The following is a 19,506-nucleotide window of genomic DNA, read 5'->3' as shown; positions in this document are numbered from 1 at the left end:
CTTCGCCGCCCGCCCGGGTGGACCTGCGCCATCCCCGACATGGCACGGGGTGGCCCCGTGACAGACCTACCGTCACGGGGCCGCCCCGTCCCATTCAGGGTGACGTCAGCGCAGGATCGTCAGGCGTCTCCGCCCGCGTTGCCGGACGTGCCGGCGGTGACGTCGTCGAGGCGGTACTGCTCGTACGCCTTCACCGGCAGGCCACGGTCAACCTCGCCGCGCTTGGCGAGCACCTGCAGCGCCCGGTAGGCGATGCTCGGCCCGTCCACGTGGTAGTGGCGGCGCACCGCGGCGCGGGTGTCGGACAGGCCGAACCCGTCCGTGCCGAGGGAGACGTACTCGTTCGGCACCCACTGGCGGATGAGGTCGGGCACGGCGCGCATCCAGTCGGACACGGCGATGACCGGACCGGGGGCGTCGGCGAGCTGCTTCGCCACGAACGGCACCGGCGGCTCCTCGGTGGGATTGGTGAACGCCGCCTCGTCGCAGGCCAGGCCGTCGCGCCGCAGCTCGTTCCAGCTGGTCACCGACCAGACGTCGGCGAGGACGCCGAAGTCCTTCGCGAGCAGCCCCTGAGCCTCCAGGGCCCACGGCACGCCCACGCCGGAGGCGAGCAGCTGCACGCGCGGTGCACCCTCGTCTCCCGCGGGCGCCGAGGCGATCTTGTGGATCCCCTTGAGGATGCCCTCGACGTCGACGTCCTCCGGCTCGGCCGGCTGGACCATCGGCTCGTTGTAGATGGTGATGTAGTAGAAGACGTTCGGGTCTCGGCTGTCGATGGTGCCGACCTGCCCGAGCTTGCTGCGGTCGGACTCGCTGTCCTGGACGTTCGTGGAGCTCTCGCCGTACATGCGCTCGAGGCCGTCGCGGACGATGTGCCCGATCTCGTAGGCGTACGCCGGGTCGTAGGCGACCACTGCGGGGTTGGTGGAGGCCAGGAGCAGCGAGTGCCCGTCGGCGTGCTGCAGGCCTTCACCGGTCAGCGTCGTGCGGCCGGCGGTGGCTCCCAGGAGGAAGCCGCGGCCCATCTGGTCCGCGGTGGCCCAGAAGGCGTCACCGGTCCGTTGGAAGCCGAACATCGAGTAGAAGATGTAGACCGGCAGCATCGGCTCGCCGTGGGTGGCGTACGACGTCGACGCTGCCTGGAACGCCGCCGCGGACCCGGCCTCGTTGATGCCCAGGTGGAGGATCTGCCCGGAGGTCGACTCCTTGTACGCGAGCATGAGCTCGCGGTCGACGGAGGTGTACTGCTGGCCCTCCGGGTTGTAGATCTTCGCCGTCGGGAAGAACGAGTCCATGCCGAAGGTGCGGGCCTCGTCGGGGATGATCGGGACGACGCGCGGCCCGAACTCCTTGTCGCGCATGAGGTCCTTGAGCAGCCGGACGAACGCCATGGTGGTGGCGATCTGCTGCTTGCCCGAGCCGCGCTTGACCACCGTGTAGGCGGAATCGCCCGGGAGCTTCAGTGCCTTGGACGACGTGCGGCGGCTCGGCACATACCCGCCGAGGGCCTTGCGGCGCTCCTGCAGGTACTGGATCTCCGGTGCGTCCGGCCCGGGGTGGTAGTACGGCGGGCGGTACGGGTCGGCCTCGAGCTGGGCGTCGGTGACGGGGATCTTCAGGCCGTCGCGGAAGGCCTTGAGGTCGTCCAGCGTCAGCTTCTTCATCTGGTGCGTGGCGTTGCGGCCCGCGAAGTGCTTGCCCAGGCCGTAGCCCTTGATGGTCTTGGCGAGGATGACGGTGGGCTTGCCGTTCTTCTGCGTCGCCGCCTGGTAGGCCGCGAAGACCTTGCGATAGTCGTGTCCGCCGCGCTTGAGCGACCAGATCTGGTCGTCCGTCATGCCCTCGACGATCTTCGCCGTGCGCGGGTCACGACCGAAGAAGTGCTCGCGGATGAACGAGCCGTCCTCCGCGCGATAGGTCTGGTAGTCACCGTCGAGCGTGCGGTTCATCAGACCGACGAGCGCGCCCTCGGTGTCCTTGGCGAGCAGCGGGTCCCACTCGCGGCCCCAGACCACCTTGATGACGTTCCAGCCGGCGCCCAGGAAGAACGACTCCAGCTCCTGGATGATCTTGTGGTTGCCGCGGACCGGGCCGTCGAGGCGCTGCAGGTTGCAGTTCACCACGAAGGTGAGGTTGTCCAGGCCCTCGTAGCCGGCCAGCTGCAGCAGGCCGCGGCTCTCCGGCTCGTCCATCTCGCCGTCGCCGAGGAACGCCCAGGTGTGCTGGTCGGAGGTGTCCTTGATGCCGCGGCCGGCGAGGTACCTGTCGAACTGCGCCTGGTAGATCGCGTTGGCCGGGCCCAGGCCCATGGAGACCGTGGGGAACTCCCAGAAGCCCTTCATGAGGCGCGGGTGCGGGTAGCTGGGGAGCCCGCGGCCGGGGGAGGTGAGCTCCTGGCGGAAGCCGTCGAGGTCGTCCTCCGACAGGCGCCCCTCGAGGAAGGCACGGGCGTAGGTGCCGGGGGAGGCGTGGCCCTGGATGAAGACGTGGTCACCGCCGCCGGGGTGGTCGGGGCCGCGCCAGAAGTGGTTGAAGCCGACCTCGTACAGCGTGGCCGAGGAGGCGTACGTGGAGATGTGCCCGCCGACGCCGATGCCGGGGCGCTGCGCGCGGTGCACCATCACCGCGGCGTTCCACCGGTTCCAGGCGCGGTAGCGGCGCTCGATGGCTTCGTCGCCGGGGAAGTCGGGCTCGTCCTGCGGGGGGATCGTGTTGACGTAGTCCGTCGAGATCAGACCCGGGACCGGTGAGCCCAGCTCACGCGCGCGCACCAGTGCGCTGCGCAGGACGAAGGAGGCGCGGTCGCCGCCGCGGGCCTCCACCAGGCCGTCGACGGACCCGAGCCACTCCCCGGTCTCCTCCGGGTCGGCGTCGGTCTGGTGCAGGGGGCCTGCGAGGGCTCCCAGCTCAGCGACCTCGTCGCGTGGTGCCACGTTGGTCTCCACATCGCTCGTCGTCCCCGCGGCGGGTGGCGCCGCGGGGTCCCGGCGCGCGGTGCGGGCGCGAGGTGGGGCGCCGCAGGTCCGCGTCGGGGCCCCTCCATCCTGCCCTCCCCGCCGGTGATGTCCACCCCCCGGTGGCGCACCCCGTGCCGTGCGTCACGCGAGGCTCGCCGGAGCCGTCCGATTCGTCTCGGTGACCATGCCGGTGAGGGAAGCGCGGGAGGCGCTCCGCAGGGGCAGCACACGCTCTTCACCGGCGTAGACGTTGAACCGCGGCGGGCGCACGAAGCCCGCCAGCCCCATGCCAGCGCGCCCTGCCAGCTCGACGGCGAGGGAGGACGGCGCCGAGACCGCCGAGAGCACCGGCACCCCCGCACACCACGCCTTCTGCACCAGCTCGAAGGACGCGCGGCCGCTCACCTGCAGCACGGTGCCCCGCAGCGGCCACCCGCCAGCCAGGTGCTCGCGAGCGGCTCGTCCGAGCACCTTGTCGACGGCGTTGTGGCGGCCGACGTCCTCGGCAACGGCCAGCAGTTCCCCGTCGGTGGAGAACAGCCCCGCCGCATGCAGCCCGCCGGTTCGCGCGAAGACGCGCTGCGCCTCGCGCAGCCGCCCGGGCAGCTCCAGGAGCAGCTCCGGGGCGACCTGGGCGGCGTCCTCCCGCAGGTCGAATCGGCTGCGGCGGGCGACGGCGTCGATGCTGGCGGAGCCGCACACGCCGCACGCCGACGTCATGCCGAACGTCCGACGGCCCTCCAGGTCGGGTGCGGGGACTCCTGGGCGCAGCGTGAGCTCGATGACGTTGAGGGAGGACAGGCCGTGCTCGTCCGCGGGGTCGGGGTCACCGCAGTGGACGGCGGCGGCGACGTCGTCAGGGTCGGCGAGCAGGCCCTCGGTGAGCAGGAACCCGAGCGCGAGCTCGACGTCGTCGCCGGGCGTCCGCATCGTGACGACGACGGGCTCCGCAGCGGCGGCATCACCGGACGACAACGCCCTGACCCGCACCTCGAGCGGCTCCTCCGCGGCGAGCGAGTCGGGGCGCCGCGAGGTCGTTCCGAGCTCCGCATCCACCCTCAGGACGGGCTTGCGTGGGCTCGACCTCGCCATGCCGCCAGGTTAGTGCCGGTGCGGCGAGGCGCGAGGCGGTAGCGTTCGGGCGGCCAGGGAGGGCAGGTCAGAGCGTGACCGCGGGAGGCGGCACGGCACACGAGGGGGAGACACACACGGTGAGCGAGACCGCGGGCGCGCCCGCCACGAGCGGAGCGGCGCGGCTGGCCCTGAAGGCTGGGCAAGCAGTGCAGGAGCGTGGCTACGACGACGACGTCGACCATGACCTGCGTGATTCCGTCGAAGAGATCATCGGCTCGGAGCTGCTCGACGAGGACGACGTCGACGTTGTCGACGCGGTGATCCTGTGGTGGCGAGAGGACGACGGCGACCTGGTGGACGCGCTCGTCGACTCGCTGGTCTCCCTCGCGGACGACGGGGTGGTCTGGCTGCTGACCCCCAAGGCCGGCAGCGTCGGCCACGTCCGCCCCTCCGACGTCGAGGAGGCAGCCCCCACCGCGGGGCTGTTCGCCACCTCGACTGTGAAGCCCTCCCCGGACTGGACGGCCACCCGCCTGGTCAGCGGACGAGGGCGTCGCTGACGATGATGTGACCACCTCGCTGGAGCGCCACTGCGGCGCGCAGCGCTAGGGCCTGTAGCTCAGCTGGTAGAGCACCGCGTTTACACCGCGGCTGTCGTCGGTTCGAACCCGGCCGGGCCCACCACGACACCGCCCCCCCAATCCCGTCCCGTCGGTGACCATGTCGGGGTGGACACCGCCTGGAACGCCGACGCACCTGCCCGCCTGGCCACCTCGGACGACCTGGCCGCGGTCCAGCAGCTCTGGGCGCAGGCGTTCCCCGAGGAGGAGGGCTCGCACCTGCCCGTCGCCCTCGCCGAGGGACGGTGCCTTCTCGTGGTCGAGCAGGGTGCTGCCCACTCGGCTGTCGCGGCGGTCCTGGCGAGCTCGGCGTCGCAGCTGCCGGGCGAGCGACGGCTGGTGGTGGCCGTCGCTCGGTCCGACCAGCAGCTCGAGCACTGGGCGACGGCAGAGCGCGCCGCGCGGCGCTGGATGCTCGAGGAGGGCGTGAGGCGCTGGCACGTGGTGGTCCGAGAAGACGACGCCGTGCCCGTCACGGCCCTCGGAGCGGCGGGCTATGAGGTGACCGCCCGTTCCTGGGGCGCGTCACTGCGAGTGGCAGCCGTCGACGCGCCCGTGTGGCGCCGGTTCGTGCAGGCGGCGGAGCGCGCGGCTTTCACCATGAGGCGTTTGACCGAGGCCGACGCTCCTGCCCTGCACGGCCTCGTCTGGGCATGCCGGGAGGACTTCCCCGTCACTCCGGCGACCCCGGCCCCCGAGCCCGCGCTGCCGGAGATCGCGGCAGGGCTGCGCAGCGGGAGCGTCGTCGCGCACGGGGCCTTCACGAGCTCCGGTGAGCTGGTCGCCGCGACGTCGGTCGAGCTCTCCGACGAGCCGCCAGGGACGGTCGCCGATGTCGAGCAGACCGTGGTGGCCCGAAGCGCCCGGCGCCGCGGGCTCGCCACAGCCGTGAAAGCCCTGTCGGTGCTGGAGCTGGGAGTGGATGCCGGCCCACAGGGCGTGGTGGAGTTCCGCACCGGGGGAGCGCAGGTCAACGAGGCGTCGCTGCGGGCCAACCGCGCGGTCGGCTACGTGCTGGAGCCGCTGTGGCTGACCTGGACGAGCGGCCCCACTGGCTGACCGGCGGTCACGTCACGCCAGGACGGAGACGGCGCATAGGACGACGACGACCGCCGTCCCTGCCAGCGCCGTCGTGTCCCATCGGGAACGAGCCGTCTGCGGCTCGCCGTCGTGCGTGTCGATCCAGCTGGTGACGGCCGCCCCGAGGGAGTCGTCGGCGTCGTGACGCGAGGTGTCCCAGCTGGCGATGCGGCGCCCGTCGCGCAGCTGGAACCGCACGTGCGGCCGCACCGTGGCGTCGCGGACCGCGCCCCACGGCAGGTGATGGCGCCGCAGCACGGTGACCACGCGAGCGCCGTCCCTGTCGAGGGCGACGTGCGGGCGCGCCAGGAACAGCACCATGACCCACACCCCGGCCAGCAGCCACGGGCCGGCTGCCAGCACCGTGTCGGCGCGCCCGGCGAGGAGCGCCTGCAGCACGAGACCCAGGGCGACGACGACGGCAAGGGCGGTCGCGACCACGCCGACGGTGCTTCGCAGCACCACGGGTCTGTCGTGCTCGGCGGCGGCGCTCGTCGTCGTCCTGCCCGTCGTCCTGGTTGTCGTCCTGCCCCTCGTGCGCCCGGCTGGTCGCATCGTCAGCCCAGCCTCAGGCCACGACGGCAGCGTCGCCGAGCTGGTGCGTCTGCTCCGCGTGGTGGCACGCCACCTGGCGGCCGGCCACCGACCGCTGGCCCGGGTCTTCGCTGGCGCACCGGGTCTGCTGCGCGGCCGAGAGCAGCGGCTTCAGCGGGCAGCGCGCCGCGAAGCGGCACCCGGTGATCTCGTCGAGCGGGGAGGGCAGGTCTCCCTGCAGCAGGATGCGCTCGCGGCGTGCTTCGGCGGTGGGGTCGGGCACCGGGACCGCCGAGAGCAGCGCCCGCGTGTACGGATGGCGAGGGTCGTTGAAGAGTGCGTCGGCGGGTCCGTGCTCGACGACGCGCCCGAGGTACATCACGGCGAGGTCGTCCGCGACGTGGCGCATGACGGCCAGGTCGTGCGCCACGAAGAGGTAGCTCAGGCCGCGCTGTTCCTGCAGGTCCGAGAGCAGGTTGATGACACCGGCCTGGACGGACACGTCGAGCGCGGAGACGGGCTCGTCGAGGACGAGCAGCTTCGGGTGCACCACGAGCGCCCTGGCGATGCCGATGCGCTGGCGCTGCCCACCGGAGAACTCGTGGGGGTACCTGTCGGCGTGGGAGGGGTCCAGGCCGACGTCGGCGAGGGCCGCCAGCACGCGGCGCTCGATCTCGTCCGGGGAGATGCCGTGGACGGTGAGGGGTTCGGCGACGATGTCGGCCACGGTCATGCGCGGGTCGAGGGCGGCCATCGGGTCCTGGAAGACCACCTGCACGTCCTTGCGCAGCGAGAGCCGCTGGGTCTTGCTGAGGTCGGCCGTGTTGAGGCCGGTGACGCGGATGGTGCCCGACTCCGCGCCGGCCAGCTCCAGCACCTGCTGCACGGTGGTCGTCTTGCCGCAGCCCGACTCCCCGACGAGGCCGAGGGTGGTTCCGGCCCGGACGGTGAAGCTGACGCCGTCGACGGCCTTGACCGTGCCCGCCCGCTGCCGCAGGAACCGCCCCTTGATCAGCGGGTACGTGCGGCGCAGGTCGGAGACCTCCAGCACCGGCGGTTCAGCGGAGACCCGCTCGACGTGCTCGGCGGCCTCGGGCACGGGGAACACCTCGCCCCGGGGTAGCTGGCCGGAGGCGATCTCGGAGGCGCGCACGCACGCCGCGGCGTGGCCCACCTCGGGGACCAGCGCCAACGGGGGTTCGCTCGTGCGGCAGCGGTCTTCGGCCGCGGGGCAGCGAGGCGCGAACGGGCACCCGGCGTCGAGCGAGCCGGGAGCCGGCGGGCGGCCCACCAGGGGGACGAGGCGTGCTCCCCGGTGGGCACCGAGCGTGGGCATGGAGCGCAGCAGCCCGACGGTGTACGGCATGACGGGGGAGGCGAACAGGTCGTGGACGGGCGCCTCCTCCACGATGCGCCCGGCGTACATGACGGCCACCCGGTCGGCGTTGCCGGCCACCACGCCGAGGTCGTGCGTGATGAGCACGACGGCAGCCCCGGTGACCTCGCGGGCCTTCTGCAGCAGGTCGAGGATCTGCGCCTGGATCGTCACGTCGAGGGCCGTGGTCGGCTCGTCGGCGATGATGAGCTTGGGGTCGTTGGCGATCGCCATCGCGATCATCACGCGCTGCCGCATCCCGCCGGAGAGTTCGTGCGGAAACCTGTCGAGCTGGCGCGCGGGGGTCGGCAGGCCCACGAGGCGCAGCAGCTCCTCGGCGCGGGTGCGGGCGGCGTGAGCGGACAGGCGCCGGTCGTGCAGGGTCAGCGCCTCGGCGATCTGACGCCCGATGGTGAAGACGGGCGTGAGGGCGGACAGCGGGTCCTGGAAGACCATCGCGACATCGCTGCCGCGCAGTGCTGACATCCGCCGGTCGCTCAGGCCCAGCAGCTCCTTGCCGCCCAGGCGGATGCTCCCGGTGATCTGTGCGGACGCGGGCAGCAGGCCCATCACGGCCAGCGACGAGACGGACTTGCCGGACCCGGACTCCCCGACGATGCCGAGGAACTCGCCCTGGTCGACGTGGTAGCTCACGCCGCGGACCGCGGGTACCGCACCACGGCGGAAGGAGACGTGGAGGTCGTCGACGCTCAGCAGCGGATCAGGCACGGTCTGCTCCCGAGGTCGGGTCGATGGCGTCGCGCAGCGCATCGCCGAGGAGGCTGGTCGCGAGGACGGTGATGATCAGCACCCCGGCGGGGAACACGAACAGCCACGGACGGGTGACGGCGGCCGAGCTGCCCGCGGCGAGCAGGGTGCCCAGGGAGACCTGCGGCGCCTGCACACCGAAGCCGAAGTAGCTCAGCGTGGTCTCAGTGAGGATGGCGGCGCCCACCCCGAGCGTCGCGTCGATGATGAGCAGCGACGCGACGTTGGGGAGGATGTGGCGGCGGATGATCGTCGTCGTCGGGACCCCCATGAAGCGGGCCGCCTTGACGAAGTCTCGCTCGCGCAGCGACATCGTCTGGCCGCGGATGACGCGGGCCATGACCATCCACCCGAATGCGGCGATCGCGGCGACCATCGCCACCCAGCTGAGCTGCTTGAACAGCGGGCTGAGGAGGATGAGGACGAAGAAGCTGGGGATGACGAGCAGCAGGTCGATCACCCAGACGAGCACCCGGTCCCAGGCACCGCCGAGGTATCCGGCCACCGCTCCGACGATCCCGGCGAGGATCGAGGCGGCGGGGCCGGCGATGAACCCGATGAGCAGCGACTTCTGCAGGCCCGCGAGGGTCTGCGCGTAGATGTCCTGCCCGATGCTGTTGGTGCCGAACCAGTGCTGCGCGCTGGGCGGCTGCCCGAAGGCCGTGACGTCGGACTGCTGAGCAGTCCACGGGTAGAACAGTGGCCCGAGGTAGGCCCACAGGACGACGACGACGAGCACGCCCAGCCCGACCTGCGCCTGGCGCGCCGCCAGGGTCCGGCGGAGCACACCGGGGCGACGCACCCGCGGGGCGCTGGGTGCGGCTGCCCCCGTCTCCTCGGTGGTCGCCGCAGTGGTGGTCAGCGGGTCCAGTGCGGACATCAGATCCTCACCCTCGGGTCGAGAGCTGCATACAGGACGTCGGCGAGGGTGCCGGAGATCAAGACGAGCACCGACGTGAACAGGATCGTTCCGGCCGAGGCGTTGATGTCGTTGTTTGAGATCGAGTCGATCAAGTACTGGCCCATGCCGTTCCAGCTGAAGACCAGCTCGGTGACGCTCGCCCCGGTGAGGATCAGCCCGAAGGAGTAGGCGAAAAACGTCGACATGGGGATCAGCGCCACGCGCACGCCGTGCTGGATGAGCGCGGACGCCCGCCCGCGGCCCTTGGCGCGGGCGGTGCGGATGAAGTCGGCCGAGAGCACGTCGAGCATCGCCGACCGCTGGTAGCGGGAGTAGCTGGCCACCGCGAAGATCGTCAGGGTGATCGTCGGCAGCAGGAGGTGCACGAGGCGGTCTTTGAGTAGGTCCCACGTCGAGCCGGTGATGCCGGCGGAGTACTCGCCGGTGAAGGTGATCACCTGGCTGCCCACCGCGTTGTTGAACTGCGTGGCCCCGATCATGAGCAGCACCGCCACCACGAAGGTGGGCGTGGCCAGCACGACGAACGAGCCGTACCCGGTGACCTTGTCGACCAGGCGGTACTGGCGGACCGCTCCCCACACGCCCACGGCCACTCCGAGCACCGCGCCGAGCACGGTGCCGATCACCAGCAGCCGCAGGCTCGTGCCGGCCTTGGCCAGGATGTCCGCGGTCACCTCGGTGCCCCGGGCGCTGATGCCGAGCGAGCCCGTGGTGAGCAGGTGCAACGACCAGTCCCACAGGCGCGTCAGCACCGGAACTCCCGGATCGGCACCCACCTGGCGCAACGAGGCGTCAATGCTGGCCTGGGGGATCGGAGGGTTGCGACCCAGGAAGCGCGCCGCAGGGTTGAGGGTGAGGCTCGCCAGCACGTAGCCGAGGGCGGTGGCGAACGCCGACAGCAGCACGTAGTTGACGAAGCGCCTCAGCACGAAACCGATCACGTGGTGTCGCTCACCCTTCTCCAGCCGGACCGCATGGTCGGCCCCGGGACGCCCGCCATGGTGGCCCCCATTGTGCAGATCGACCCGCGAAGGTCACGAAACGCCGTCGATTTTCGCGACGGAGGCCAGAAATGTGCCCTGGGGGGTTGTGAGGGAGGGGTCTAGCAGGCATAGATGCTTCTGGTCGAGTGATCAGGCTCGACCACGGATCGTCGAGAGGGCCCTGGGTCATGCGTGTCATGCGAACACCACACCGGAGATTTCGTGCCGGTGCCGTCCTGGTCGCTGCGGCGCTCGCGCTCGCGGGCTGCACCAGCTCCGGGTCGCAGACCAGCGAGCCCGAGTCATCGGCGTCCGCGTCGGCGGCGCTCGCCAAGCTGCCCGCCGTCGGCTGGACGGCGGCCGCCCGGGACAAGGTCAAGGACGGCGGCACGCTGCGGCTCCCCGTCGACAGCCTGCCCGCCAACTGGAATCTCCTCCAGGCTGACTCGGGCACCGTCGACGACCAGCTCGTGGACTCGACCTTCCTTCCGAGCTTCGTGAAGTTCGACGAGAAGGGGCAGTGGAGCGCCGACCCGGACTACGCGACCAAGGTCGAGCTGGTCTCGCAAGACCCGCAGATCGTCGAGATCACCATCAACCCCAAGGCCGTCTGGTCCGACGGCACGCCGATCACCGCCGCTGACGTGGCCGCGAACTGGAAGGCGCTCAACGGCGTCGACCCGGCGTTCGCCCCGACCACCACCAACGTCTGGCAGGACGTCTCGGCGGTCGACCAGGGCGCCACACCTCAGGACGTGAAGATCACGTTCGCCAAGGTCAACGTCGACTGGCCCTCGATCCTCAGAGGGCTGTACCCCGCCTGGGCCTACAGCTCACCTGACGCCTTCAACAAGGCGTGGGCCAGCGGCCCCTTCGCGCCCGACGGCAAGACCTATGTCTCCGGCGGCCCGTTCATTCTCCAGACCTTCGACGCGAACGGCGGCACGGCGACCTTCACCCGCAACCCCAAGTGGTGGGGTGACGCCCCGAAGCTCGAGCAGCTGGTCTTCAAGACCGTCAGCCGCGACGCCGTCGGGCAGGCCTTCGCCAACGGCGAGATCGACGCGTTCAACCTCAACGGCAGCGCCGACAACCTCAAGACCGTCGAGAGCAAGCAGGGCGCGGTAGTCCAGCGGTCGCTCGGCCCGACCTTCCGCCACGTCACCCTCAACGGCAAGAGCGAGGTCTTCTCCAACGCCCTCGTCCGCCAGGCGTTCGCCACGGCGCTCGACCGCAAGACCCTGGCCGCCGCGATCCTGGGTCAGGTCGGCAGCCCCGTGCAGACCCTGGGCAACCTCATCTTCGTGCCCGGTCAGCAGGGCTACGTCGACCAGGCGTCCAACCTCACCGGTGACCCGGCGGCGGCCAAGAAGCTCCTGGAGCAGGCCGGCGCCACCTTCGACGGAGACAAGGCCTCCCTGAACGGCAAGCCGCTCAACGTGCGCTTCGTCATCCCGTCCAACAACACCAACTCGGCGAACATCGCCACACTGGTGCAGCAGCAGACGGCCGCGGCAGGCTTCACGGTGACGATCGACAGCGTGCCCTCGGCCGACTTCTTCGTGAAGTACGTCGACACCGAGAACCGCAACTTCGACGCGACGTACTTCGCGTGGCAGGGCACGCCGTTCCCGATCTCCTCGACGGAGTCGATCTACTACCCGGCCGACTCGGGCCAGAACTTCCCGGGCATCACCGACGACTCCCTCGGAGCCGACTGGGCTGCTGCCAACGCCGAGTTCGACCCGGCCAAGCGGATCGAGATGGCCAACAACATCGACAAGAAGCTCATCGCGCTCTACAGCACCATCCCGCTGTTCGCGGAGCCCTACGCGTGGGGCGCCGTCGGCAACCTCGCGAACTACGGGCCGTCGCTGTTCGAGAGCACCACCTGGCAGGACGTCGGCTTCACCAGCTGACGCGCTGCTCACGCCGGGGGTGGTGCGGCCGGGAGACCGGTCGCACCACCCCCGGCGGCGGTTCTGGTGCCTGCCGTCGGTGGATACCCTCGCCAGTGTGAGTACCCCGACGCTGGCGCAGGTCGTCGCCGTCCTCGACGAGCTGTACCCGCCCGCGTGGGCCGAGGACTGGGACCGCCCGGGGCTGGTCTGCGGAGACCCCGACGCCCCCGTCGAGCACGTGCTGCTGGCGGTTGACCCGGTGGACGTCGTCGTCGACGAAGCCATCGAGACAGGCGCCCAGCTGGTGCTGGCGCACCACCCGCTGCTGATGCGGGGCACCTCGACGGTCGCGGCGAACTTTCCGAAGGGCCGTGTGGTGCACCGCCTGATCCGCGAGGGCGTGGCGCTCTTCACCGCCCACACCAACGCGGACTCCGCCCGCCCGGGGGTCTCCGACGCGCTGGCCCGTGTGGTGGGGCTCGTTGACCTGGAGCCGCTGGTGCCGGCTTCCCACGACGCGACGCTCGGCCTCGGCCGGGTCGGCCGGTTGGAGCCGCCGTTGCCGCTGCGGGCGTTCGCCGAGCAGGTGGCGCAGGGGCTGCCCGCCACCGCCGGCGGCGTGCGCGTGTCGGGAGACCCGGACGCGATCGTCGAGCGGGTGGCCGTATGCGGCGGAGCCGGCGACTCCCTGTTCGCCGACGTGCGCGCCGCCGGTGTCGACGCCTACGTCACCGCTGACCTGCGCCACCACCCCGCCTCCGAGGCCCGCGAGCAGGCGCCCGGCATCGCGCTGGTCGAGGTGTCGCACTGGGCCAGCGAATGGCCGTGGCTGCACGGCGCCGCCGAGCGCCTCACCGCCCACCTGGCGAGTCTCGGCCTCAGTGCCACGACCACCGTGTCCACCCGCTCGTCCGATCCCTGGAGCTTCCACGTGCCTTCGCCTTCCGAGACCACACGGTGACCCGCCGATGACGCTCACCGCTCCCGCCCGCGACCAGCGGCGTCTGCTCGACGTGCAGGCCCTCGACACCAAGCTGGCGCAGATCGTGCACCGGGCGCGGACGCTGCCCGAGCACGCGGCGTTGGCCGCGCTGGAGACCACAGAGCGCACCCTGCGCGACGAGCTGGTGGCCGCCCGCACGGTGGCCTCCGACGTCGAGCGGGAAGCCACCCGCGCGGAGATCGAGGTCGAGCAGGTGCGGGCCCGCGCCGAGCGCACGTCCGCGCGCCTAGCTGCCGGCGGCACGCCCGCCAAGGAGCTCCAGCAGCTGCTCGCCGAGGCCGAGGCCCTCACACGGCGCCTGCGCACCCTGGAAGACGCGCAGCTGGAGGTCATGGAGCGCCAGGAGAGTGCGGCCGAGGCCGTCGCCGAGCTGGAGCAGCGCGCGGCGGGGCTCGCCGGTGAGCGCGCTAAGCTTCTCGCCGCTCGCGACACCGCGTTGACCGCTGCCCGGCAGGAGCACGAGCAGATCGGCGCGCAGCGCTCCGGCGCCATCGGTCAGCTCGACAAGGGCCTGGTGGCCCTCTACGAGAAGATCCGTGAACGCCGCGACGGCCTGGGCGCTGCATCGCTGGTCGGTGAGACGTGCGGCGGGTGCCGTCTGCCGCTGACCGGCACCTTCCGGGGGGTCGTCACCGGCGCAGCGCCCGACGACGTGGTGCAGTGCGAGGAGTGCGACAGGATCCTGGTCCGATCACCTGACCCCGAACTGCGTCGATGACGGGGGCTGGGTTGGGGCCGGCGAAGGGGCCGATGATGGTCCGATGACTGGCAGCGCCTTCCACGCCCGCGCCGGAGACTTCACGCCCCGCGAAGCGTGGAACGTGCTGGCAGCCGACCCCCGCGCCGTCCTCGTCGATGTCCGGACCAGCGCGGAGTGGGTCTTTGTCGGGTTGCCGGACCTCACGCCGCTGGGCCGGCGTGTGGTGGCGCTGGAGTGGACCACGTTCCCCGACGGCGCGAACAACCCGCGCTTCCTCGCCGAGCTGGAGGACGTGGCACCGAAGGACGCGCAGGTGATGTTCCTGTGCCGCTCGGGGCACCGCTCCGTGGCCGCGGCCGACGCCGCCGCCCGCGCCGGATGGATGCGGTCGTTCAACGTGCTCGACGGCTTCGAGGGAGACCTCGACGCTGACGGCCACCGCGGCGTCAGTGGCTGGCGCGCCGAAGGTCTGCCCTGGCGGCAGTCCTAGACGGTCGGTTCCCCGGGGCGCCCCTGGCGAGGCGCTGACCTGGATGCCCTCGCCAGGGACGGGTCCGTGCACGCAGCTGCAACTGTTGGCCCCTTGCCTCAGCGGGGTTGGCCCCTTGGGCGTGACGGCGTGCTCATGCTGATGGGGCACATCGAGCGCGTTGATGGGGCCAACTCTCACAGCTCCCCCCACGAGAGCTCCCGCTCCGCGACGCCCGCCGCCGGGAGGGCCTCAGCTCGTGGGGTCGCCGCAGCGGGAGCAGGCAACCCTAGATGGTCAACCATGTGGCGACGGCGCGGTGATTGTTTCACGGCCCACAGGGCAGGATGACGCCATGATCCTCGCCCACGACGTCGCCGGTTCCGGTCCGCTGCTCGTGCTGGTGCACGGCATCACCGAGGACCGTCGCAGCTGGGACCCGATCGACCTCACCGACAGCTTCACCGTGCTCCGCGTCGACGTGCGGGGCCACGGTGAGTCAGAGGCCGCGGAGCCCTACGACATCCCGACGCTGGCGGCGGACGTGCACGACACGGTCCTGCACGTGTGCGCCGCTCGCAGTCTCTCCGAAGACGGACTCCCCGAGGGGCGCCCCGTGGTCGTCGGGCATTCGATGGGCGGCATTGTGGCAACGGCCTACGGAGCGCTGTTCCCCGCCCGCGCCGTCGTCAACGTCGACCAACCCCTCCATCTGGCAGCCATGCAGCAGCAGGTCTTGCAGGCCGACGGCATGCTCCGCGGCGAGCAGTTCCCGCTCTTCATCGAGGGGATGTTCGCGCAGATGTCGGGTGCCCTCGACGCCTCCGAGAAGGCCCGGCTCGACAAGATCCGCGCGCCGAAGCAGGACGTCGTCCTCGGGGTCTGGCGCATCCTGCTGGAGGGCTCCCCGGAGGAGGTCTCCCAGCTGGTGGGCGAGCTGACGAAGGTTCCCGCCGATGTGCCGTACCTCGTCATCACCGGTCTGGACGCGGGGCCCGAGTACGCGCAGTGGCTGCAGCAGGCGATCCCCCACGCGGTGCAGGAGGTCTGGCAGCCGCCGACGCACTACCCGCACCTGGCTGACCCGGCGAGGTTCGTGGCCCGGGTGGAGTCCTTCGTCCGCTGAGCGGCGGCCGACTGGCTGCGCCGCTCACAGCACGAGCGCGCCGACCGCCGCGACGAGTACCACCGGCACGAGCACGAGCCCCTGCAGGGCGAACCGGCCCCACTGCACGGGCACGTTCTCCGCGCGGCACGCCCGCGCCCACAGCAGCACCGCCAGCGATCCCCACGGGGTGATGAGCGGTCCGGCGTTGACGCCGACGAGCACCGCGGCGGTACGCAGCGGATCGTCGGGGGAGAGAAGGGGCTGCAGCGCCAGGTAGGCGGGCAGGTTGTCGACGGCGTTGGCGGCAGCGGCCGACGTGGCCGCCAGGCGCAGCAGCTCGACGAAGCCCTCGCCGTCGCCAGCAACCGAAGCCAGCACGGACGTCAGCCCGTGCTGGTTGAAGGCCTCCACCACGAGGAACAGCCCCAGCACGGAGATGGCCATCGGCAGCGGCACCATGCCCGGGTGCATCGCCGCTGGCTTGCGCACCGCGAACACGGCCGCCAGCACCAGCGCGGCGGTCCCCGCCACCGCCCACGGCTCCAGGCCGATGGCCAGCGCAGGCAGCACGAGCACTACCACGGCCGCCGCCACCTTGAGCAGCACCGGATCGGACACCTCGGCGGGCTGAGGCGGGGAGTACCCCGTCCGCAGTGCCTTGCGGTGCAGCACCGCGAGGACGACGACGGTCGCGACGATGGCCACCACCGCGGGGCGCCAGGTCAGCGCCACGAACGCCGGGACGTCCCCGCCGGCCGGCCCGCCCTCCAGCACGCCGAGGGCCAGCAGGTTGGTGAGGTTGGAGACCGGCAGCAGCAGCGAGGCGGTGTTGGCCAGCCACGCGCACGTCAGCGCCAGCAGCGCGCCGACCGACGCGGGCGCTCCCGTCCGTCGGGCCAGCGCGAGCACCACCGGGGTGAGCAGCACGGCGGTGGTGTCGAGGCTGAGGGTGATCGTCGCGGCGACGGCGATGGCGACGACGAGCAGCCACAGCCGCCACGTCCGCCCACCGCCGTGGCGGGCGGCCCACACCGCGGCCACCTCGAACACGCCGGCCTTGCCCGCCAGCTCCGCCAGCACGGCGGCCGCCAGGAGGAACACCAGCACGCTCCACGTGCGGCCGAGCAGGTCGCCGGCTTGGCCGAGCGTCAGTGCCCCGGTGATCAGGACGACGACGGACGCGACCACCGCGAGCAGCGGCACGAGCGCGCCGTCGGGCAGCCAGCGCCACAGGCGGGTCACAGCGTGCCCCGCAGGATGACGTCGAGGTGGCGGACGCGACCGGGTGCGGCGGGAGCGAGCTCCACCTCGAAGGCCTCCGCTGCCGCGGCCGCGAGGGTCTCGGGGGAGTCGGGCTCCTTGCGGCGGCGCAGCAGCAGGTGCCGGGCGAGCTCGCCGCGGGTGCGCTTCGCGTCGTGGCTGACCACCGTGCGGATCGGGCCGTCCGGGCCGTTGGTCTCGCGGAAGACGCGCACGGCCACCACGCGACCGGCTAGCTCTCGGGAGGGCTTCCACGCAGCGGCATAGGCCGCGGAGCGGCAATCGAGCACCACCTGGCCGGGCTGGGCGACCAGCTCGTCAAGGACGGGGGTGAGGTGGGGGCGCCAATGGGCGGCGAGCTGTCCGACGCCGGGCAGGTCGGTGCCCATCGACAGCCGGTGCGCGGGCACGCGGTCGCTCGAGCGCAGGAGTCCATAGGCGGCGGAGACGACGAGCACGCGTTCCGCGGCGCGGGCCGCGGCACCCCTCGGCAGCGACGCCAGGCCCAGCGCCTCGAACAGCACGCCCGTGAACAGCATCGCGGCGGCGTGCGCCGGTTCGGTGCGCCAGCGGCCGTTGCGGGCGACCTCCTCGGCGAGCGACGCGCTGGCCCCGATCGCTGCCGGATCGTCCGCCACGGCAGCGGCCGCCTCCAGCACGCGCTCGCGGGCGTCGGCTAGCTGCGGCCACGACAGGGCGCCGAGGTCGACGGGGGCGCTGGCCCGCCCGGCGCGGGCGGGGAGCTTGCGCTCCGAGGGCGGCAGGAGCAGGAGCACGGGCGCGAACAGTAGTGCGCGAGCCTGCGCGGGGCTCGTCTAGGCTGCCCGAGCGGACGAGCCAGCCGGGCGGCCGCGTCGGAGGGCCTCGCGAGGGGCTCACCGCCGAGGAACGTCCGGGCTCCGCAGGGCAGGGTGGTGGGTAACACCCACCCGGGGCAACCCGCGGGACAGTGCCACAGAAAACAGACCGCCACGGCTCTTCCGGCTCGCCGGAGGGACTGAGGTAAGGGTGAAACGGTGGTGCAAGAGACCACCAGCACCCCCGGTGACGGGGGTGGCTCGGTAAACCCCACCCGGAGCAAGGCCAGACAGGGAGCGTTCGAGGGCTGCCCGCCCGAGCTCCCGGGTAGGCCGCGACTGCGACCGGCCCCTCGTGGGACGGGAGCGATGAGGACGGCGGCAACGTCGTCCCGAGATGGATGGCCGCCCCTGGCGACCGGCTCGCCGGTCACCAGGACAGGACCCGGCGTACAGGCTGACTCGCCCGTCAAACGGCCGGTGACCTGCGGAGATACCTCCGCAGGTCACCGGTTTGTCCTCAGATTGTCTTCACTACTCTCCGCTGTCGCTTGATTACAGCAAACTTTGTCCTGTCAAAGGTGTCTCAATTGGCCCGCTCCGCCTCGTCAACAGCGTCGCTTTGGGCTGGTTTGGTGCCGCCACCGATCCTGTTGGTCAATTCGTCAGGCGGCGAGGGTGAGCTCCAGGCGGGCCAGGTGCGTGGTCCTGGCCCGCTCCGCAGGCCGGGCGTTCCAGTAGGCGTCTAGGCGGACGAGGTTGATCGCGGTCGCGGCGAACTGGTGCTGCAGTCGGGTCTTGTCCAGCCCGCGGTAGCGGGCGCGGCGGATCCCGGTCACCGCGACCGCCTGCTTGATGGTGCCCTCCACCCCCGCCCGGGTGGCGTACCGGTGCTGCCAGTGCCTGCTCGCCTGCGCCGCGCGCCCAGCTTGTTGGACCTCGTAGACCTCCTGCGGTGGCAGGGTCAGCTGCCTGCCGATCGTGGTCGATTTCGAGGTGGTGCACAGCGCCCGCACCGGACACGGGTCACAGGTCGAGGCGGCGAACTGCACCACGACGACCTGCGTGCCGCGTTGGGTCGCCGGCATCCACCGCGCGCTCGCGGCGCCCTGCGGGCAGGTGACCTGGCGGGTGAGGTGGGGCCCCGGCTCGGCAACGGGCCGGGGCTACCCGACGGCGCAGCCCCCACCGGCGGGCCCGCACCGTTCCTGGTCGCCATGGTCACCCACCCCCACCAGGGCCAAGGGCGTCTGGTGCTGACCCAACGCCACGTCCTTGACGCCGAATCCCGAACCCAGCTCAAGGGCTCGGCGGTCAGCACCAAGGCGGCCACCGCCCGCCGCAAGAAGACCGGTGAGGGCCCCACCGCCCGCGCCCTGCTGCGCGAGATGGACCTGCGGGGGTACACCGTCACCGCTGACGCCGCCCACACCAGCGTCGCCACCGCCGCCACCATCCTGGGCTCCGGCGGGCACTACCTCATGGTCATCAAAGGCAACAACCCCACCCTGGCCGCCCACGCCATGAACCTGCTCAGCGCCGACGCCCCCTCCCACCCCGGCCACGCCAACCCCACCTACCGCCCCGAGGACCAGTCCGGCGACCAGTCCGGCGACCAGTCCGGCGACCAGGCCGAGGGGCACGAGGGCGTCGAGCACGAGGGCGGCATCAACGGCGCCAGGCCGGGCAGGTGCTGCTGGCAGCAGGAAGAATCCGGTCACGGACGCCGCGAGCACCGTCACCTGCGCGCGGTACCCGTCAGCCCCGCCCAGACCCACGCCGCAGGGGTCAAGCTGCCCGGCATCGCCCAGTACGCGCTGCTGACCCGCAGACGCGCCGAGGTCCGCGCCGACCACATGTTGCGCGTCGCTTCTGATGTCGATGTTGGCGTCACCGCCGATGTCGACCATCGACGCCAGAAGGGCCCCACCGCGACTGCGGTGGGGCCCTTG

General features: G+C 71.8%; 15 protein-coding genes, 1 tRNA gene, 1 other RNA gene and 2 pseudogenes. 10 read left to right on the top strand and 9 right to left on the bottom strand.

The window, feature by feature from the left end:
* Positions 1–119: 119 nt before the first annotated feature.
* Together aceE and fdhD are read right to left on the bottom strand one after the other, a co-directional pair.
* Complete coding sequence (gene aceE, locus BXY45_RS19155) at positions 120–2,936, bottom strand: pyruvate dehydrogenase (acetyl-transferring), homodimeric type (RefSeq protein ID WP_172601976.1); 2,817 nt, start codon at positions 2,934–2,936, stop codon at positions 120–122.
* 165 nt (positions 2,937–3,101) lie between these two features.
* Positions 3,102–4,052 carry a formate dehydrogenase accessory sulfurtransferase FdhD gene (gene fdhD / locus BXY45_RS19150; RefSeq protein ID WP_109776132.1) on the bottom strand — a complete coding sequence of 317 codons (951 nt, stop codon included), beginning with the start codon at positions 4,050–4,052 and terminating at the stop codon, positions 3,102–3,104.
* 119 nt (positions 4,053–4,171) lie between these two features.
* On the opposite strand from fdhD, the gene BXY45_RS19145 reads away from it, so the two are divergent.
* The 3 genes from BXY45_RS19145 (at position 4,172) to BXY45_RS19135 (ending at position 5,713) form a co-directional block, all read left to right on the top strand.
* Complete coding sequence (locus BXY45_RS19145) at positions 4,172–4,594, top strand: DUF3052 domain-containing protein (RefSeq protein ID WP_109776163.1); 423 nt, start codon at positions 4,172–4,174, stop codon at positions 4,592–4,594.
* A gap of 48 nt (positions 4,595–4,642) precedes the next feature.
* Positions 4,643–4,718: transfer RNA gene (locus BXY45_RS19140), tRNA-Val, on the top strand.
* A 44-nt stretch (positions 4,719–4,762) separates the two neighbouring features.
* Positions 4,763–5,713: a hypothetical protein gene (locus tag BXY45_RS19135; RefSeq protein WP_109776131.1), complete on the top strand. Its 951-nt coding sequence runs from the start codon at positions 4,763–4,765 to the stop codon at positions 5,711–5,713.
* Between the two features lie 12 nt (positions 5,714–5,725).
* On the opposite strand, the gene BXY45_RS19130 is transcribed toward BXY45_RS19135, so the two are convergent.
* Genes BXY45_RS19130 through BXY45_RS19115 form a run of 4 tightly spaced genes read right to left on the bottom strand, consistent with a single transcriptional unit; the run spans position 5,726 to position 10,274 of the window.
* Positions 5,726–6,289, bottom strand: a complete 564-nt coding sequence (locus BXY45_RS19130; RefSeq protein ID WP_109776130.1) for a PH domain-containing protein — start codon at positions 6,287–6,289, stop codon at positions 5,726–5,728.
* Between the two features lie 13 nt (positions 6,290–6,302).
* The gene (locus BXY45_RS19125; protein ID WP_109776129.1) at positions 6,303–8,414 is read right to left on the bottom strand and encodes a dipeptide ABC transporter ATP-binding protein; all 2,112 of its coding nucleotides are present in this window, start codon (positions 8,412–8,414) and stop codon (positions 6,303–6,305) included.
* Positions 8,365–9,291 (bottom strand): ABC transporter permease, encoded by a 927-nt coding sequence (locus BXY45_RS19120; RefSeq protein WP_109776128.1) that lies wholly within the window; start codon positions 9,289–9,291, stop codon positions 8,365–8,367. The genes BXY45_RS19125 and BXY45_RS19120 overlap by 50 nt, the downstream gene beginning before the upstream one ends.
* Entirely contained in the window at positions 9,291–10,274 is a 984-nt protein-coding gene (locus BXY45_RS19115; RefSeq protein WP_109776127.1) for an ABC transporter permease, read from the bottom strand. Before BXY45_RS19115 ends, BXY45_RS19120 begins: the two co-directional genes overlap by 1 nt.
* Positions 10,275–10,513: 239 nt before the next feature.
* Between BXY45_RS19115 and BXY45_RS19110 the strand changes: the two genes are divergently transcribed.
* The 5 genes from BXY45_RS19110 (at position 10,514) to BXY45_RS19090 (ending at position 15,515) form a co-directional block, all read left to right on the top strand.
* The gene (locus BXY45_RS19110) at positions 10,514–12,235 is read left to right on the top strand and encodes an ABC transporter family substrate-binding protein (RefSeq protein WP_170131620.1); all 1,722 of its coding nucleotides are present in this window, start codon (positions 10,514–10,516) and stop codon (positions 12,233–12,235) included.
* A gap of 97 nt (positions 12,236–12,332) precedes the next feature.
* The gene (locus tag BXY45_RS19105) at positions 12,333–13,178 is read left to right on the top strand and encodes a Nif3-like dinuclear metal center hexameric protein (RefSeq protein WP_211319752.1); all 846 of its coding nucleotides are present in this window, start codon (positions 12,333–12,335) and stop codon (positions 13,176–13,178) included.
* A 7-nt stretch (positions 13,179–13,185) separates the two neighbouring features.
* On the top strand, positions 13,186–13,938 hold the full coding sequence (locus tag BXY45_RS19100; protein ID WP_109776125.1) for a zinc ribbon domain-containing protein: 753 nt from the start codon (positions 13,186–13,188) through the stop codon (positions 13,936–13,938).
* 43 nt (positions 13,939–13,981) lie between these two features.
* Positions 13,982–14,410 (top strand): rhodanese-like domain-containing protein, encoded by a 429-nt coding sequence (locus tag BXY45_RS19095; protein ID WP_109776124.1) that lies wholly within the window; start codon positions 13,982–13,984, stop codon positions 14,408–14,410.
* A gap of 334 nt (positions 14,411–14,744) precedes the next feature.
* Positions 14,745–15,515 carry an alpha/beta fold hydrolase gene (locus BXY45_RS19090; RefSeq protein WP_170131619.1) on the top strand — a complete coding sequence of 257 codons (771 nt, stop codon included), beginning with the start codon at positions 14,745–14,747 and terminating at the stop codon, positions 15,513–15,515.
* 24 nt (positions 15,516–15,539) lie between these two features.
* Here the strand turns inward: BXY45_RS19090 and BXY45_RS19085 are convergent, their stop codons facing one another.
* Positions 15,540–16,739 (bottom strand): SLC13 family permease, encoded by a 1,200-nt coding sequence (locus BXY45_RS19085; RefSeq protein ID WP_211319751.1) that lies wholly within the window; start codon positions 16,737–16,739, stop codon positions 15,540–15,542.
* A complete protein-coding gene (locus tag BXY45_RS19080; protein ID WP_109776122.1) occupies positions 16,736–17,533 on the bottom strand; it encodes a YaaA family protein in 798 nt (265 codons plus the stop codon). The genes BXY45_RS19085 and BXY45_RS19080 overlap by 4 nt, the downstream gene beginning before the upstream one ends.
* A 57-nt stretch (positions 17,534–17,590) precedes the next feature.
* On the opposite strand from BXY45_RS19080, the gene rnpB reads away from it, so the two are divergent.
* Positions 17,591–18,023: RNase P RNA component class A (rnpB, locus tag BXY45_RS19075), an RNA gene on the top strand.
* Between the two features lie 196 nt (positions 18,024–18,219).
* Here the strand turns inward: rnpB and BXY45_RS19070 are convergent.
* Positions 18,220–18,663: pseudogene (locus tag BXY45_RS19070) on the bottom strand (transposase); the annotation flags it as partial.
* A gap of 27 nt (positions 18,664–18,690) precedes the next feature.
* Here BXY45_RS19070 and BXY45_RS19065 point away from each other — a divergent pair.
* Positions 18,691–19,506 (top strand): annotated as a pseudogene (locus BXY45_RS19065) (hypothetical protein); the annotation flags it as partial.

Origin of the sequence: Quadrisphaera granulorum, from assembly GCF_003149145.1 — a bacterium.
In the GTDB taxonomy this organism is placed as follows: Bacteria; Actinomycetota; Actinomycetes; order Actinomycetales; family Quadrisphaeraceae; genus Quadrisphaera; species Quadrisphaera granulorum.
Note: the sequence above shows the minus strand (reverse complement) of the source record. Positions and strands in the feature narration are given on the sequence as shown.